The 15,796-nt window shown below is 71.1% G+C and carries 12 protein-coding genes; 5 read left to right on the plus strand and 7 right to left on the minus strand.

The window, feature by feature from the left end:
* Positions 1-308: 308 nt before the first annotated feature.
* The 3 genes from ACFYW3_RS23685 (at position 309) to ACFYW3_RS23695 (ending at position 3,022) form a co-directional block, all read left to right on the plus strand.
* Positions 309-1,322 carry a PP2C family protein-serine/threonine phosphatase gene (locus tag ACFYW3_RS23685; protein WP_351758279.1) on the plus strand — a complete coding sequence of 338 codons (1,014 nt, stop codon included), beginning with the start codon at positions 309-311 and terminating at the stop codon, positions 1,320-1,322.
* A gap of 144 nt (positions 1,323-1,466) precedes the next feature.
* Positions 1,467-2,309, plus strand: coding sequence for a hypothetical protein (locus ACFYW3_RS23690; protein ID WP_351758165.1), 843 nt, complete (start codon positions 1,467-1,469; stop codon positions 2,307-2,309).
* Positions 2,310-2,698: 389 nt separating this feature from the next.
* On the plus strand, positions 2,699-3,022 hold the full coding sequence (locus tag ACFYW3_RS23695) for a plasmid stabilization protein (RefSeq protein WP_351758163.1): 324 nt from the start codon (positions 2,699-2,701) through the stop codon (positions 3,020-3,022).
* Positions 3,023-3,292: 270 nt separating this feature from the next.
* On the opposite strand, the gene ACFYW3_RS23700 is transcribed toward ACFYW3_RS23695, so the two are convergent.
* Both ACFYW3_RS23700 and ACFYW3_RS23705 read right to left on the minus strand, forming a co-directional pair.
* Positions 3,293-4,309 carry a hypothetical protein gene (locus ACFYW3_RS23700; RefSeq protein ID WP_389387228.1) on the minus strand — a complete coding sequence of 339 codons (1,017 nt, stop codon included), beginning with the start codon at positions 4,307-4,309 and terminating at the stop codon, positions 3,293-3,295.
* Between the two features lie 68 nt (positions 4,310-4,377).
* Entirely contained in the window at positions 4,378-5,067 is a 690-nt protein-coding gene (locus tag ACFYW3_RS23705) for a hypothetical protein (RefSeq protein WP_389387229.1), read from the minus strand.
* A 346-nt stretch (positions 5,068-5,413) separates the two neighbouring features.
* Between ACFYW3_RS23705 and ACFYW3_RS23710 the strand changes: the two genes are divergently transcribed.
* Positions 5,414-6,208, plus strand: coding sequence for a VOC family protein (locus ACFYW3_RS23710; protein WP_351758276.1), 795 nt, complete (start codon positions 5,414-5,416; stop codon positions 6,206-6,208).
* Positions 6,209-6,394: 186 nt separating this feature from the next.
* Here the strand turns inward: ACFYW3_RS23710 and ACFYW3_RS23715 are convergent, their stop codons facing one another.
* The 4 genes from ACFYW3_RS23715 to ACFYW3_RS23730 all read right to left on the minus strand — a co-directional run bounded on the left by ACFYW3_RS23715 (position 6,395) and on the right by ACFYW3_RS23730 (position 13,140).
* A complete protein-coding gene (locus ACFYW3_RS23715) occupies positions 6,395-7,393 on the minus strand; it encodes a DUF916 domain-containing protein (RefSeq protein ID WP_389387230.1) in 999 nt (332 codons plus the stop codon).
* Positions 7,394-7,453: 60 nt separating this feature from the next.
* Positions 7,454-9,403 (minus strand): RICIN domain-containing protein, encoded by a 1,950-nt coding sequence (locus ACFYW3_RS23720; RefSeq protein WP_389387231.1) that lies wholly within the window; start codon positions 9,401-9,403, stop codon positions 7,454-7,456.
* Between the two features lie 355 nt (positions 9,404-9,758).
* Positions 9,759-10,772 carry a metallophosphoesterase family protein gene (locus ACFYW3_RS23725; protein WP_389387232.1) on the minus strand — a complete coding sequence of 338 codons (1,014 nt, stop codon included), beginning with the start codon at positions 10,770-10,772 and terminating at the stop codon, positions 9,759-9,761.
* Between the two features lie 202 nt (positions 10,773-10,974).
* Positions 10,975-13,140, minus strand: coding sequence for a glycoside hydrolase (locus ACFYW3_RS23730; RefSeq protein ID WP_389387233.1), 2,166 nt, complete (start codon positions 13,138-13,140; stop codon positions 10,975-10,977).
* Positions 13,141-13,439: 299 nt separating this feature from the next.
* Here ACFYW3_RS23730 and ACFYW3_RS23735 point away from each other — a divergent pair, with 299 nt between their 5' ends.
* The gene (locus ACFYW3_RS23735) at positions 13,440-14,423 is read left to right on the plus strand and encodes a LacI family DNA-binding transcriptional regulator (RefSeq protein ID WP_351750958.1); all 984 of its coding nucleotides are present in this window, start codon (positions 13,440-13,442) and stop codon (positions 14,421-14,423) included.
* Between the two features lie 22 nt (positions 14,424-14,445).
* On the opposite strand, the gene ACFYW3_RS23740 is transcribed toward ACFYW3_RS23735, so the two are convergent.
* Complete coding sequence (locus ACFYW3_RS23740; protein WP_389387234.1) at positions 14,446-15,708, minus strand: ROK family protein; 1,263 nt, start codon at positions 15,706-15,708, stop codon at positions 14,446-14,448.
* Between the last annotated feature and the right edge of the window lie 88 nt (positions 15,709-15,796).

Here is a 15,796-nt window from a genome sequence, read left to right on the forward strand (position 1 = left end):
CGAGGGCCCGCGTCCCGGGCTCGACCACCTGAACCCCTCACCGCTCCGGCGCACGACCAGGCCCCGCACCCCCCGCCGGCAGCGGGCCGTCCCAGACGAGACGCGGCGTACCGCGCTCGATCGCGAGTTCGATTCGGGCGGGAGTGGCGGACCGCCAGTGGCGGACCGCCCCACTTCCGCAAGCCGTATTCGTCAGAGCGCTATGCCCTCATTACGCGGATATTGTGGGAAACGTGACCGAATCTGGGCGGCCGTGGGTCCGCCGGCGCGACGGCCGGGGGTGGTTCGTGCGGCTGTCGCCGGTCATCATGACCGTGGTGATCGCCAGTCTGGCCTACGCCACTCCGCCGGAAATGGCCTTCAGTCGCCTCCTGCCCGCGGCGCCCGCCCTGGCTGCCGCCATGTGGCCGGTCCTGCCCACCGTCCTGCTCGGGACGGTCTGCCTCCTCCTGATGATCGGCCTCGGCCTCGTCTTCCCCGACCTGGGAACGTGGTGGACAGCCGCCGGGATCATCGCGGTCACCGTGGCCGCCGCGTACGGAAGCCACATGCGGCTCCAGCGCGAGCGCACCCTCTTCCAGGTGCGACTCGTCGCCGACGCGGCGCAACAAGTGGTGCTGAGCCCCATGCCACGCCGCATCGGGAACATGGAGATCGAGTCGCTGTACCTCGCGGCCGCGGCGGAGGCCCGCATCGGCGGGGACTTCTACGAGGTGGTCGACACGCCGTACGGGGTCAGGCTGCTCATCGGTGACGTGCGGGGCAAGGGCCTGCCGGCGGTGGGAGCGGCCGCGGCGATCGTCAACGCCTTCCGGGAGGCGGCCTTCGACGAGACCGACATGATCAACGTCGCACGCAGGCTGGACGCGAGCAGCACCCGTTACAACGCCGCCTTTCCACCCGAAGGGCCGATGGAGCGCTTCGCGACGGCCCTTCTCGTGGAGATCCCGCACGCGGGCAGACACATCGACATCCTCAACTGCGGACACCCCCCGCCACTGCTCCTGAGCCGGGGGAGTATCCGTGCCCTCGAATCCCCCACCCCCTCGCCACTGCTCAGCCTCGCGGAACTCATCGGCGAGCACTACAACGTCGACACCTTCGACTTCGCTCCCGGCGACCTGCTGCTCCTCTATACCGACGGGATCGCCGAGGCCCGCGCACGCGACGGCGAGTTCTTCCCGCTGGCAGCGTGGATGCGTCGACAACGCCCGACACCGCCCCGCGAACTGCTGACGGCTCTCCACCGCGACCTCCTGCGCTACAGCAGAGGCCGTTTGGACGACGACATCGCCGCACTCGCCGTACGCCTGCGCGAGTGAGGCGGGGGAGCGGGGCGTTCCGCGCGCCGGGGGCGATACGACCGGGGCGGTCGGCGACTCCGCCGCCCTTGCCCGCTCTCGCCACAGGGCAGGGCAGCGTTTCGCTGTCCGTCGGGGCACCCGCCCGGGGCTAGGCTCGGGACGATGGGACAGCCTGAGCAGCGCGCCGAAGGCGCGGGACCCTTCACCACCCGGCGCACCTGGCACCGCTCCGACGGGGGAACCGTCGTGTGGGAGTCGCGGGCCGCTCGCAGGCGTGGGGTGCTGTCGGTGCGGGGCCCGGGAGACACGGTCTCCGTGTCCGCGAGTGCCGATGCCGCGGCCCTCGGGCGCCTTCGGAGGCTGAACGCCCTTGCCTCGGGCGCATTCGTCATCGGAGGGGCGCTCTTCGCCCTCGGGGCCGCCGTGGCCCAGTTCGGATCGGGCGACGCGCTCGAGAGCGCCTCCATCTACTTCGCGGGCGGTCTGTTCTTCAATCTCGGGGGCTACACGTCTCTCCTGCAGACGCTGAACGCGCCTCGCCACTCCCAGGAGGGCGGTCGACTGGTCACCTCCGCCTGGAGGTGGTGGGGGTACGAGCCGATGCGCTTGGACTGGCTGAGCACGTTCGTGCTGTTCGTGGGGACGCTCGTGTTCGGCGTCAACCTTCTCGACTCCTTCCTCCAAGGACTCACCGCCCAGCAGACCAATCGGCTCATCTGGGCCCCTGACGTGGTCGGATGCGTACTCTTCCTGGTCTCGGGCCACCTCGCGTTCGTCGAGATCTGCCACAGGTCCCGGCCCTGTCTGCGTTCGCGCGGTCTGGGCTGGTGGATCGTCGCCGTGAACCAGTTGGGGTCGGTGCTCTTCATGCTCTCGGCACTGGCCGCGTTCACCCGGCCGGCCACAGGAAGCCTCGTCAACGCCGACATCGCGAACTGGGGGACGTTGTCCGGAGCCGCGTGCTTCTCGTTCGGCGGGATGCTCCAGACCTTCGAACGACCGTAGGAGACAGGTGCACGGCCGAGCCCCGTGTCCTCGGTGCACGGCGCGGATGCGCCGGAGACCTGCGCCGATCGCGCGAGGCGGGGCGCGAGGCCGCGGCCGCACTCGCGCACCGCGCGTGACCCGAGTGGACCCGGCCCGGTCGCGGCCGACGCCCGGGCCACTCACGCTGCCTGTACGCGCACGCCTCGGATCGGGTCGGTTTGCGGCCGTGTGCGTGCCGTGAGAGCGCCCGAGGGCGGTGCGGAGGATGAACGACACCGCGGTCCTCCACGCCCCGGCGGACCGGATCGTGACCTGGATGCGGTGTGATCCGCCCTCGCCCGGGCAGACGCGGTGCGCCTCCGGTGGATCCGCCACCGGAGCGGTACGTGACGAGTCGAGGAGTGGCCATGCCCCGCGGATCCAGCCCGAAGCGTGAACGTCAGTACGAGCACATCAAGGAGAGCGCCGAGCAGCGCGGCGAGAGCACCGGGCGCGCCAAGGAGATCGCCGCGCGCACGGTCAACAAGGAACGAGCCCGCTCCGGCGAATCGAAGACCGCGAGTCGCTCCTCCACACACGACATGTCCTCCTCGAAGCGCGGCGGGCAGCGCTCCCACAGCGGCTCGCAGGGCCCGACGAAGGAGCAGTTGTACAACGAGGCGAGGCGGCGGAACATCGAGGGCCGCTCCACGATGGACAAGGCCGAACTCAAGCGGGCCCTCGGCAAGTGAGCACGCGCGGGGGCCCAGGACCGTGGCGGGGGCTCCGCGTGCCCCGTACGGGTGCGCTGCGGCTGGTGAGCGTCGGGGGCCGGGTGTAGCGGATGGTGCCCGGCCGGTCGTGGCGCGGAAGCCGGCGAACACGGCCACGCCCGGCAGCACCGCCGGCGCCCTGGCACGGCCGCCGCTCCGCCGGACGCACGCCATCGCCGCCGCAGGCGTCCAGCGTCCCCGCAACCCGGACGTCCCGCCCTCCGGGACCCGACGCATCACCGACTCAGGTCACCGGCAGTACCCCGCCTGCAGGAAGCCGCGTTGGCCCGGAGTCCCCAGGTCCAGCGGGATGTCGACATGGCTCGGCAGGGCGGTGAATCGCGCGTTCGGCAGGATGAACTCACGGCCGGTGTACCTCTCCCGCACGCTCTGCCGGTCGGCGGGCCGACACACGAACGGATTGGCGTACGTGTTGTACCCCAGCCCCACACCCGTGTTGAGGAACCCGGCGTCCTGGCACTGGTACAGCGCGCCCCGCAGTGCCGAGGCGTCCCGGTCACCCCGGTAGCGCGTCTGGAAGTTCGCGAAGCACGTCCGGGAGTCGGCGCCGTCGTACGGGGACGGGCCGGCGGCCGCCAGTGCTCCGAGGAAGGAGCGGTCGCAACCGATCTCCGCCGAGGGGGCCTCACCCGCGAGCAGCGCGTCACGACGGCAGCCGGTGACGTCCTGGAACGCCCCGACCACGTCCTTGTCCCGTGTCAGTCGGGAGTACGCGACGACCAGGTCGCGCTGGGCGGCAAGCGGGTAGGCCCTCGTCGCACCGAACTCCTCGTCGAGCAGCCGGAACCAGGTCTCGAAGGCCGGCACCTGCGCACGGACGCCGGCCGGCAGGGTGTAGACCTCCAGATCGGTCGGCGTCGACCAGTCCTCCAGTCCCGGGTAGCCGACGTAGGACAGGACCCCGATTCCGACCTTGGCGGGCTCGTCGCCGTAGCGCGCACGCAGCTTCAGGTACTGCTCGAGGTTGGTGCTGGAGCCGGCCCAGGCATAGCGGAAACCGCTCGGGTACAGGGAGGTCTGGTCCCGGGCGTGCGTGGTCCCGAAGAGGGAGGGTGCCACGCACCGGACCTCGCGCGCCTCCCAAGCGGCCCGGTACTCGGCCGGGGTGGAGACGCAGGGGACGGAGGGGTCGCTCGCGCCGTCGCGGGGGAGCGAGAACGCGTTCGGCGCGCCCAGGAGGAGCAGCCCCGCCACGAGGGCGGCCAGCGACCGGGCGCGCGATCCGAGGGATCGTTGTCTCTTCATGGGACCCAGTCTCGAAACCGGCGGGCGGCTCCGCCGGCCAACTGCTCCACCCAGCCCACAGGGGGCCGTCAGGCGAACACGTTGACGGCGCGGGCCACGACGAGGCCGAGGATGAGCAGCGAGACCAGGGACTGGATGCCCATGGCGATCTTTGCCCAGGCGGCCAGCGGCATGACATCGGTGGGGCTGAAGGCAGTGGCGTTGGTGAGCCCGAGGTAGAGGTAGTCGACGTAGCGCGGTCGCCAGTGCGCGGCGTTCAGCTCGGGGCTGAGTTGCTGGGGGAAGGCGAGCTGGGGGGTGACCGGCATGCGGTGTGCGCGGGCAGCGGCACCGCCGCTGTCGAGCTCGAAATACAGCAGCGAGAACGCGAGAATCGTGCAGGCCCAGACCGTACCGCCCGCCTGCAGCAGGCTGGCCGCGGAACCGGTCTCCTTTCCACCGTGGATGAGGTCGTCGACCAGTCGGATCGTCGACCACACGGCACTGCACGCCAGCACGCCGACCAACGCGATCGAGGCAGCGCGCAGAGCGGTCGAGCGCCGGCTGATCCGACCGGGATCACCCGCGATCAGTGCCACCAGAAGCAACCCCTCGACCACGGGAAGCACCCAGCCCGGCGCGAGACGCAGGTCGTCGGGCAGCAACAACGTCAGCACGATCGCCGCCACGACGGCGCCGGCCATGGGCCAGCGGGACTCACCGACCACCACGTTGGTCTGCCGCTCCGCGTATGAACCACGAGCACCCTCTCGACTCACCTGGGGCGCTCCTGACGGCTACCTCGGTCCGGCGCGCGGAGCGCGACCGCGCCGCGCCCTCCCCGCGGGACCGGAAGCGGGACGGCTGGACGACGGACCGGTAGCGGACCGGAACGTCGGAGGTTTCGAGCGGCGAGCCACGGCATGGACAGATGGTCGCGCAGATCGCGCATCCGGCGGTGACGGCGCGCCCCTGCCCGCCCCCAGTCGAGGCAACTTCGCCACCTGCGGTCGGCCCCGGCGAGTGGCGCGACGTCACCCGTACGGCCCGGTTCGGGGCGTGAGGGCCGGGTAGGGGACGGCCCGTCCTTCCCCAGCGTCACAGACGGAGGCATCCGTGCCCGACATGAACGGCCCCTACAAGCCCGGCACCCCGTGCTGGATCGACCTGATGGTTCCCGACCAGCAGGCGGCCATCGACTTCTACCGCGATCTCTTCGGCTGGCAGGGCGAGGTCGGGCCCGCCGAGCAGGGCGGGTATGCCGTCTGCACCCTCAAGGGCAAGCCGGTCGCCGGGATCATGAAGGCCATGAACCCGGACGGCAGCGTCCCCGATCCGCTGCCGCCGACGGTGTGGACCACCTACCTGTCCACCGACGACATCGACGGCGCTCTGAAGTCCGTCAGCGACGCGGGCGGCACGGTCATGATGGGCCCGATGGGCGTCATGGACCTCGGCCGGATGGCCGTGATCGCCGACCCGACGGGCGCGGTCGTCGGCCTGTGGCAGCCGGGCAGCTTCGACGGCGCGGGCATCGTCAACGAGCACGGCGCGCTCATCTGGAACGAGCTGACCACCGCCGATCTCCCGGCCGCCTCCGCGTTCTACTCCTCCGTCCTGCCCGTCACCACGGCCCGCTCCGAGATGCCCGGCGCCGAGGGGTACATCGAGTTCAAGGTCGACGACCGCGCGGTCGGGGGAATGATGGACCTGACCAAGCTCCCGCCGGGCGTTCCCCCGCACTGGCAGCCGTACTTCCACGTGGACAGCGTCGACGAGGTCCAGGCCGCGGCCGTCCGCGCCGGCGGCAACGTCCTCGCCCCCGCCTTCGACATGGCGGCCGGTCGGATGGCCGTCCTCGCCGACCCGCAGGGCGGAGCCTTCTCGGTGATCACCGCGTCCACCCCCGACCAGCCCTGATCCTCGAAGGCATGCCGCCCCGTCGTGTCCCGGACCGTCGTCACGGCCCGGGACCGACGAGGCGGTGGCGGGCGAACGGATCTTCCGCCGCCGGCGCCGCGACCACGTGAGCGTGTCGTTGGGCCGACGCCGACGCCGACGCCGACGCCGACGCCGGCGGTGACGGTGACGGACGTGCCGGCCTTGCTACTCGCGATCGGCGGACCGTCCGGCCCCCGCTGCCGGTACCGCCTGCGCTGTCGGTACCACCGGCTTTGCCGGTACCGCCTTGCGCCTGCGCCGAAGGACCGCCACTCCGGTGGCGGACAGGAGCGCCAGGCATCCCGTGAAGAACCACGGCACTTCCAGGAAGCCGTCGGATCCGGAGCCGCGGGAGCCGTCCGCGGTCGCTGTCACGGTGACATCGCCCCAGCCCGCGAGGGGTGTGCCGGACCAGGACGCGGAGAGCCGCACCTTCTGTCCCGGGAGCAGTTCGGCGGGCACGTTCGTCAATCGACGTTCGGCGGGTCCTCCCAGGTAGACCCCGCCCACGTGGACGGAGACCCGGGGATCGAGGCTCACATTGCCCGTGTTGCGCAGGGTGTAGGAGACGGTGGACTCGGCGGTGCCGGTCCACGGTATCGAGGGGCTCCGCGCGGTGAACCGCACGTCCTCGACGGTGACGCCGGGTCGTTCCGGTCCGTCCACGCGCAGATGGATCCTGGCCCCGACGCCGCGCTGGACGCCGAGATGGGAGCCGGCTCCGGGCCGCACGCGGTCGTCCACGGCCACCAGGGCTCCCACGTGGTCGCCGGGCGAGGCGTCCTGGGGGACGCGCAACGTGATGCCGACCGTCACCGCCGAACGCGGCGGAACCGTGATGACCTCGCGTTCGGGCTTTCCCCAGGCGCCGACGTCCCGCTGGGGCTCCTCGATGCCGCGCACGGCCAGTCCGCCGTCGCGCTCCGTGTTGTGGGCGTCGGCGACGTACAGGCGGAACGTCAGGGGCCCGTCCGTGGTGTTGCTGACGACGGCACGGTCGGAGAGTGTCGTGCCGGGGCGTGCCGGGAGGCGGAACGCCGCTCGCGGCGTGATCGCGGAGTCGGCGGGCCTGACCGACCATTCGCCGTTGTCCGCAGCGCCGGCCGGTGCGGGGGAGAGGGCGTTCAGGGCAAGGAGGAGGAGAGCGACGGAGGCTGCGCGCATGGCTCTTCGGCTTTCTGGGCGTCGCGTGCCGGACGCGTGGCGTCCGGCACGCGGGCGCGGTCAGAGGAGGGTGAGGGTGAGAATGCCGGCGTACTCGCCGACGGGCGTGTACTTCGGGACGTTCAGGGACACGGCGGCGTCGGCGGTGAACTCTCCGCCGGTCACGTCACCGTCGGGCGAGGAAGCCAAGGTCGCACCGTCCTTTCCGACCGTTCCCGGACTTCCCGCCGTGCAGGTGCCGGGGCTGTCGGCTTTGGCGATGCACGTGGGCGTCCAGGTGAGCCGGTTGGCGTCGATCTTTCCGCGGGACCCGGTGAAGTCGGTGACCTTGCCGGTGAGTGACCAGCCGGCCTTGCCGCCGCGGAAGTCCTTGACGGCCACTGTGTTGAGGTGTCCGGTCGAGGTGCCTCCGGCGCCGAAGTCGACCGGGGGCAACCGGACGGGGTCCGCCGTGGTGGACATGGTGAGCATGCCGGCCTTGACCGAGGCGGTGAGTTGCTGGTCGGCCGTGTCGGGAGTCGAGGGTCGGGTCGGGTCCGTGGGGTCGGTCGGATTCGTGGCGGCGTTGACCTTCCACGCCTGATCCGCTGATCCGTCGCACTCCGACTGGACGACCTTCGCCCCGGTCGCTGTGGACCCGCCCCGGACGTCCAGGCACTTGCCGCTGTGCCGGGCGACGATGCGGACGTAGCCGTCGGGGAGGGTCTCGAAGCGCCAGCGCTGGTTGTCGTCCCACCCGCAGTCGTACTGCTTGACCTCGGCGCCGTCAGCGGTCGACTTGTCCGCGACGTCGAGGCACTTGCCGCTGTGCTGGGCGAGGACGCGGACGTGTCCGTTCTTGCTGTCCGTGAACCGCCACTGGCTGTTCAGGCCGCCGGCGCACTTCTCCCGGGTCACCGGCACCTGGTTGTCGGAAACGCTGCCGGGCACGGTCACACAGGCGCCGCTCTGCCTGCCGGTGATCGTGTACAGGGGGTCGCCCCCCGCGCCGGAGACGCGGCCCGTCTCCGTGTCGATCGCGACCTTGGGATACCAGGGAAGGGTCATGCTCGTGGCCGTCGGGAATTCCAACGGGAGCCACACGTAGGTCGAGTCGTTGACGCGCCTGGGGTCGGAGCCCACACCCGCCCACCGGTCTCCCATGTAGAGGAAGGAGGTGGTTTCGCTGCCTTCCACCGGCAGGACGAACGCCGTCTGCGAGTGGTGGCCGTCGTGGCTCCCGACGTCCCTCATCGGCGACCACGGTCCGGTGACGCTGGTCGCGGTGGCGTACCTCTGCTGGTTCGGATTCCAGTAGCTGGTTCCGGAGGTGAGCATGAAGTACACGTCCCCACGCTTGAACAGGGCGGGCGATTCCCGGTGTTGGCCGGGCCAGGGGTTCGCCACCAGCTCCTTCACCCGCGTGTAGTCGTCGGTGAGCTCGTAGATGTGCAGATCGGCGTTGTGGTTGGCGGCGGAGATCATGTAGGCCTTGCCGGCGGCCTTGTCCTCGTACACCGTGATGTCGCGGGACATGTGCTCGGCACCGGAGGCGTCCTTCGGGCGGAAGGAGCCCTTCCATTCGTACGGGCCTTCCACCGTGGAGGACACCGCCACCGCGGCCCGTGCCTCGGCGTAGGAGTCATCCGCCTCCTTGTGCACCCACATCACGTACTGCTTGGTCTTCTCGTTGTAGAGGACCTTGGGGCGCTCGATCACCGCCGAACGGACCTCGGGGTCGGCCTCCTGGGTCAGGGCGTGGCCGCGGGGTTCCCATGTCTTGAGGTCTTTGGAACGGTACGTCGACACGAAGCGGAACTTGTTGTCCTCGCCCCGGTCCTCGCCGAACCAGTAGTAGTGGTCGCCGACTTTGAGCACTCCACCGCCGTGTGCCTGCACCCCTGCCCCCGTGGTGTCCGGGAACTGGGCGCCGGATTCGTTGGTGACGGGTGCGGCCAACGCCGTGGGCGCTCCGCCCAGTACGGGGAGGAGCAGGCTCAGGCCCACGAGGAGGGATCTCACTCTTCGCATGCAGATCCTTGATGTCGCCGCGCGGTCATGGCACCTGTGTGAGTGGAAGGTCCCGCCCTCCACTCGCACAGGAACCAACATTTCTGCGCGTGAACCAACATTTATGCCCAGAGGGTGACCTGCTCATCGCCTGAATGTCAACAGCTCGTAAACACTGATGACGTCTCGTGCATGGCGTCGGAGCGGAGAGTCACCCTTCCCGGGCGTGCCGGCGTCCGCGCGCGCCGCTCGCCCAAGTCGCCCTGACTGTGGAGGGGTTCGCCGCCCGAGTGGTGCCGGTGGTCAGGTCTGCGGTGCTCGGGGAGGGAGATGCGCATGCGCGCCCGAAGGTTGCCCGCGGCCTGTGGACACCTCGTCAGATCCTGGTGGCCAGAGGGACGGAGATCTGCTTCATCCAGCACCCCGCCGCGAAGTCGCGGGCCCTGACGGCGACGCGGTCCCGGTGCACCTCGACCTGGAGACCCTGGTTGAAGACGCCGGGAACCGTGGTCTCACCGCCCTGCCCGTTGTCGGTGAAACCGGTCTGCACCGCCCCGGTGTTGAACACGGAGAACCCGTCCAGGTTCGCGGTGCCGGGCACCACCCGCCGTACGTGCCAGTCCGACAGGGCCAGGTTCCAGTGCGTGTGCCCGCTGAAGAGAAACACGTCCCGGTGGCGCCCCAACAGACCGAGCAGCGCGTCGGCCTGGAGGTGGTCGCTCATGTACAGCTTGTTGCGCGTACCCGAGACCGTGTTCGGCAGCGGGTGGTGGGAGATCACCATGACCGGCTTGCGGCGTCCGGACCAGTACCGCAGGCGCTCCTCCAGCCACAGCAACTGCGCCTCGCTCAGCCACACCTCGTCCCAGAGCTCGGGGTTGTGATAGCGCATGTAGCGCTCGGTTCCGATGCTGAGGACCGGTATGCCGCCGAACGTCGTCTCGTCGTACACCGTGCCGCGCCCGGCGAAGCGGTGGAAGCTGCGGAACAAGGAGTCCTCGGTGGCGCCGTTGGGCCAGGTCGCCAGGGCGAGCGTCTGTGGATCGGCGTACTTGGGGACGTAGAACTCGTGGTTGCCGATGGCCCAGGCGACCTTGCGCGGGCGTGGGCCGCGCTCCAACACCTGCCGCACCGCCGCGTACTCGAAGTCATAGCCGCGCGGGGTGATGTCGCCGGCGACGGCCAGTCCCGTGCTGTGCGGGGCGGTGGCCGCCATGTCCTTCAGGGCGACGGTCAAGTCGCCCAGATCCCCCTGGATGTCACTGATGACGTTGAAGGTGCTGAGGGGTGTGGCATCCCGGTCGGATGACCGCGCCTGCGCGGTCATCGGCGTCGACGCGCCGAGGGCGACGGCGCCGGCCGTCGCGGTGAGCAGAGACCTGCGCTTCATGGAGAGGGTCCTTCCGCTGTGGGAGGCACGGGCTCGGGTGAGACCCGCAGGTGGGTCCAGACCCGCTATGTTTACGCAAACAAGGAGGCCGTCAGGTGAATGCCGCGCAACGTCTTGTCCGATTGCGGCCGGAACCGACGTCGGGGTGGTTCGGGCCCGCGGCCGGGGGGCGATCGCCGCCCCCCGGCACCGACCGAGCGTCTCAGCCGCTCCGCACCCGCCGGTTCGCCTCGCGTCGCGCGGGTGGTGGGCGGTGTTCCGCGGGGAGGGTCCAGGACTGGTTGTCCCCCGTGGTGGGCCGGTGGACCCCGATCGGGGCACCGTCGTCCGTGGAGGCGCCGGTGACGTCCAGAAGGGCGCCGGTGACGCCGTTGATCAGCGTGATGTGCCCGTCCCCGGAGGTGGAGAGCATCCAGCGCTGCCCGGGGGACGGTCCCGGAGGGGCCAAGGTCAGCGTGTCGCCCGCGACGGCGAGGGCCTTGCCGTTCCCGACGTTCGTCACACGGTAGGTGGCCGTACTGCTCCAGTCGCCGGGCAGCGACCTGGTGAACACCCATTGCTGGGCGGTGTCGGGGCGATCGGGCGCGTGCTGCACGAGGGGACCGCCTCCTTCGGCCGGGGCGGCCGTGAGCGCCAATCCGCTGTGGTCGTTGACGAGGAGGCGGGGAGCCGCGGAGGGAACGGTCGTCGCCGCGGGATTCACGCCGGACGCGCCCGGGATGACGAGGGTGGTGACCGAGCCGGGGTCGAGGGTCACGGTCAGGTGGCTGCCCGCGGTGGAGACGTCCGGTTCCCGGTGGACGTTCCTGGACGCGTCCGTCGTGTAGCGCCGCACCGGTGACGGGGAGACGGTTCGGAAGCCGGAGAGGTCCAGGGTGATCGTGCGGGCGGAACCGGTGGCGTTGGTGTGGACCACGACCGCGCCCCGGCCGCCGGGCCGTATCGCGGCCAGGGTGTTGTCGTCATCGGTGGTGATGACGCGGGCGCCCGGCCGGATGAACCTGCTGTACTGGGCCATCGCCCAGTACTTCTTGTTCTTGCGCAGCGGCTCGCGCGCGGCGTCCGCCGGGGTGAAGTCGGTTTGGATCAGGCCCCAGTTGGAGTTCTCGTGGGCCGGGCTCATGTTCTCGTGGTCCTCCACCGCCTGCCACAGCACCCAGGCCCGCGGTTCGAGCCGCGTGAGGTCGTCGGTGATGCGATCGGCCAGGTCGAGGGCCGGTCTCATGTCCGTGAAGCTCTGCGGGACCGTGCCGCCGAGGTCCACCTCCGACATCCACAGCGGGGTGTGCGCACCCTTGGCGATGTCCCGTGCTCCACTGCGCCCGTTCGTCCCGTAGGTGTGGGTGTTGAGCCGTCCGACGGCGGCGCGCGCCGAGTCGCCGTAACGGTCCCAGTCGGCACGGAACATGTCCGGGTTCGTCTCGTCCATGGCCGCGACCCGCGTGCGCAGCCCGGTCCGGTCCAGCTCGGCCCGCAGCGCCGTGATCATGTGAGCCTGCGAGTCGGGTGCCCAGTGGGAGCCTTCCTGGCGCCCGCCGGCGCGCCAGTAGTCGGTGCCCGGCTCGTTGACGGGGGAGACGGAGTCGAAGGTGACGCCGGTGGCGTTCTGCACGCGCCGCAGCGCCCCGGCGAGGTAGGCGGCGAAGCGCTCGTACTGGTCGGAGCGGAGGTTGTCGTCCGCGGGGTTCGCCGCGCCCGAGACGAGTCCGCTGCGCGTCATGAAGTACGGAGGGGAGTTCGAGAACGCCTCGAAGGTGTCGGCGCCGCGGCTCTTGGCCGCCTTGAGCCACCAGCGCTGGTTGCCGTCGGCGTACGGGTCCCAGTGCTCCGGGTTCTCCGGGTCCCACCAGTCGGGTGTTTCGGGGCCGGGCCGCTTCCAGTGGCCGGGTACGGCCGCCCCCGCGCGCATGTAGGGCTCGGTCTCCGGGCTGTCGCCGCCGCCGATGTTGTAGCGGGCGACGGTGAAACCCAGTCCGTCGGCGCTGTAGAGGGCGTCGGCCAGCCGGTTGCGCCGGGCGTCGGGCCAGCCGCCCGTCACATGGGCGAACCAGGCGAGCGAGGTGCCCCAGCCCTCGAACGGCTGCTGCTGGTAGCCGGGGTCGAGGCGGATGGGGAGCGCCGCCGGCGCGGTGGCGCCGGTCGTGGCCGGAGGGGGCGCCGCGCCGCCGACGAGAAGCGCGGTGACGGCGGCGAGCGACGCCGCGAGGGTGGTGCGCCGTCGAGGTCGCCTCTCAAGGATCGTCCTGCTTCTGCGGATGGATCTGTTCCCGGTGCGGAGCAAGGGTGTTCTCCCGTCGTGCGGAGCGGATGCGGGGAGGAGCGCGATGCCGTGGTGGAGCCGGGGCGCCGCCGTCGGACTGGTCGGCATGGCTGTGTTTACGTAAACACTTCCTGGCTCGGGGTGAGTGTCGAAGCGGCGGGGGGTTGTGTCAAGGCAACCGGCAAGTAGCGGCGCGAGCCCGGTCACCGCTTGGGGTCCGCCCCACGCTGTCGACATCGTCCTCGGCTGAAACCCGGTGGCCTGCCCGTCCCCGGGTGGGTAGCGCTAACATCCGTACGGAGTGCACGCAGTTCTTTTGGAAGCCCCGGTTCGGAGGTCCGGTTCACATGCCGCGCGAAGTCGGATCACGATCACCCAGGTCCCGTCCGCTGCGTCAGTCGCCCTCCATGGCCGACGTGGCCGCCATGGCGGGAGTCTCCTCGCAGACGGTGTCCCGCGTGGCCAACAACCGGGAGAACGTGGACGCGTCCACCCGCGAGCGGGTGCTGGCCGCGATGAAGATGCTCGGCTACCGGCCCAACACGGCCGCGCGGGCGCTGGTCACCGGAAGATTCGGGACGCTGGGCGTCATCAGCTTCGACATCAGTGCCTACGGCAACGCCAGGACCTTCGCCGCCATCACCGACGCCGCTCGCGAAGCGGACCTGTTCGTGAACTTCATGGGAGCCCGGGCGCAGACCGGCGCCGCCGTGCGCCAGGCGTTCCAGCAGCTGATGGTGCAGTCGGTGGACGGCATCATCCTGATCGAGTCGCAGATCCTCGACACCCCCGAACTGCGACTGCCGTCCGCCGTCCCCGTGGTCTTCGCCGACGGGGACACCGGCCACCGCTACGCCAACGTCGACATCGACCAGGCCGAGGGTACCCGCGGCGTCGTGGCCCACCTGCTGGGTCTCGGCCACCGTACGGTCTGGCACGTCGCGGGACCGCGCGACTCCTACGCGGCACGCCGCCGGGCCGAGGCGTGGCACCGCTCGCTCAAGGACGCGGGCGCCGCCGCCCCGCCCCTCCTGTACGGGGACTGGTCCGCGGCCTCGGGGTACCGCGCCGGACGCGAACTCGCCGCCCGCCCGGAGGTGACGGCGATCTTCGCGGCGAACGATCAGATGGCCCTCGGCGTCATGCGGGCCCTGCACGAGGCCGGGCGGCGCGTGCCGGACGACGTCAGCGTGGCCGGATTCGACGACGTCCCCGAGGCCGCGTTCTTCCCCGCCCCTCTCACCACCGTCCGGCAGGACTTCGACGCCGTCGGCCGGCACTGCGTCGAGCTGCTCCTGGCGCAGATCGGCGGGGAGAGCGGCACTCCGCGCCAGGCTTCGGTGGCGCCCGTCCTGGTGGTGCGCGAGAGCACGGCGGCCCCGGCCGGCTGAGCCGGCCGGGCGCCGGTCCGCCTCAGGGCGTCCGCTCCCTCGCCGCCCTGGCGGCGCGGCGTCCTGCCGCCACGGTGCCGAAGGTCTCTCGGTCGTCGAGGAAGCCCTCCAGGGCGAAGGTGGCCGCACCCAGGGTCACGGGGTTGTCCGCGACGGTGCCGAGCCGGCAGGTGAGCGCCTGCAGCGTCGCCGGGAGGGCGTGTTCCGCGATGACGTCGCGGGTCTGCCGTAGCAGCGGCTCGCCGAGCCGCTCCGCCACCGGCCCGCCGAGCACCAGGGCCTGCGGGTTGAAGAGGTTGAGGAGATCGGCCGCGGCCGTCCCCAGGTAGTGGGCGGTCCGCGCCACGGTCTCGACGGCCACGGCGTCCCCCTCCGCCGAGGCGCGGGCGACCTTCGCGACGACGGCCTCCTCATCGGTGTCCTCGTCGGCGTCCAGCAGGGGGCTGCTCTCGTCCAGTTCCCGCACGGTCCGGGCGATGCCGCGCGTGCTGACGTAGGCCTCCACACATCCCCGCCGGCCGCACCGGCACTCCCGGCCGCCGGGCACCAGGCAGGTGTGACCCCATTCGCCGGCGCTGTTGGTCGTGCCCCGGTACAGCGCTCCGTCGATCGCGATGCCGGCGCCGACGCCGGTCCGGAGGGTCACCACGACGAGGTCGTCGACCTCGCGCCCGGCTCCGAACCACATCTCCGCGACGGTGCCGGCCTTGAGCGGGTTGTCCAGGTACAGGGGCATCGGGAGGCGCTCGGCGAGCAGCGAGCGCAGCGGTACGTCGCGCCAGGACCAGTACGGCGAGAAGACCGACACGCCGCCCTCGCGCTCCACGTGGCCGGGGACGCTCACACCCGCGCCGAGGATGCGCGCGGACGAGCCCGCGGTGTCCGTCAGGTCCTCCACCCCGGCCACGATGGCCTCGACCACGTCCTGCGGCCGTACATCGGCCTGCGGAAGGGGCAGTCGTACGCTCCGCAGCACCGTGAGTGCCAGGTCGAACAGCTCGACCTGTACGGACGTCTCCGCGACATCGATTCCGATCAGGGTCCCGCGCTCCGCGTTGACGGCCAGGCGCGCCCGCGGGCGCCCGCCCTTCGAGTCCTCGTGGCCGGCCTCCGCCAGGACGCCCGCCTCCAGCAACTCCGCGACGAGGTTGGCGACGGTCGCGAAGGACAGTCCGGTCGCCGCGGCGATCTCCTGCCGGCTCACCGGGCCGGCGGCGGCGAAGACGCACCGCAGTGCGTCGAACCGGTTGCGGCGGCGGATGTCCTGTGCGGTGCGTTTGGCCATGGGGCGCGTCCTCTCACTCTGCCGGCGGCAGAGACGGTTGTGCTGACGCCAGAGCTTATTCCAGACGTTGGACGATGACTATGTACAT

The sequence above is a fragment of the Streptomyces sp. NPDC002602 genome, assembly GCF_042889445.1.
Lineage (GTDB): Bacteria > Actinomycetota > Actinomycetes > Streptomycetales > Streptomycetaceae > Streptomyces.

Excerpts from the sequence above, each read along its gene's own strand:
- ACFYW3_RS23685 (WP_351758279.1), top strand. The coding sequence starts at position 309 with ATGACCGTGGTGATCGCCAGTCTGGCCTACGCCACTCCGCCGGAAATG.
- ACFYW3_RS23690 (WP_351758165.1), top strand. The coding sequence starts at position 1,467 with ATGGGACAGCCTGAGCAGCGCGCCGAAGGCGCGGGACCCTTCACCACC.
- ACFYW3_RS23695 (WP_351758163.1), top strand. The coding sequence starts at position 2,699 with ATGCCCCGCGGATCCAGCCCGAAGCGTGAACGTCAGTACGAGCACATC.
- ACFYW3_RS23700 (WP_389387228.1), bottom strand. The coding sequence starts at position 4,309 with ATGAAGAGACAACGATCCCTCGGATCGCGCGCCCGGTCGCTGGCCGCC.
- ACFYW3_RS23710 (WP_351758276.1), top strand. The coding sequence starts at position 5,414 with ATGAACGGCCCCTACAAGCCCGGCACCCCGTGCTGGATCGACCTGATG.
- ACFYW3_RS23715 (WP_389387230.1), bottom strand. The coding sequence starts at position 7,393 with ATGCGCGCAGCCTCCGTCGCTCTCCTCCTCCTTGCCCTGAACGCCCTC.
- ACFYW3_RS23720 (WP_389387231.1), bottom strand. The coding sequence starts at position 9,403 with ATGCGAAGAGTGAGATCCCTCCTCGTGGGCCTGAGCCTGCTCCTCCCC.
- ACFYW3_RS23725 (WP_389387232.1), bottom strand. The coding sequence starts at position 10,772 with ATGAAGCGCAGGTCTCTGCTCACCGCGACGGCCGGCGCCGTCGCCCTC.
- ACFYW3_RS23730 (WP_389387233.1), bottom strand. The coding sequence starts at position 13,140 with ATGCCGACCAGTCCGACGGCGGCGCCCCGGCTCCACCACGGCATCGCG.
- ACFYW3_RS23735 (WP_351750958.1), top strand. The coding sequence starts at position 13,440 with ATGGCCGACGTGGCCGCCATGGCGGGAGTCTCCTCGCAGACGGTGTCC.
- ACFYW3_RS23740 (WP_389387234.1), bottom strand. The coding sequence starts at position 15,708 with ATGGCCAAACGCACCGCACAGGACATCCGCCGCCGCAACCGGTTCGAC.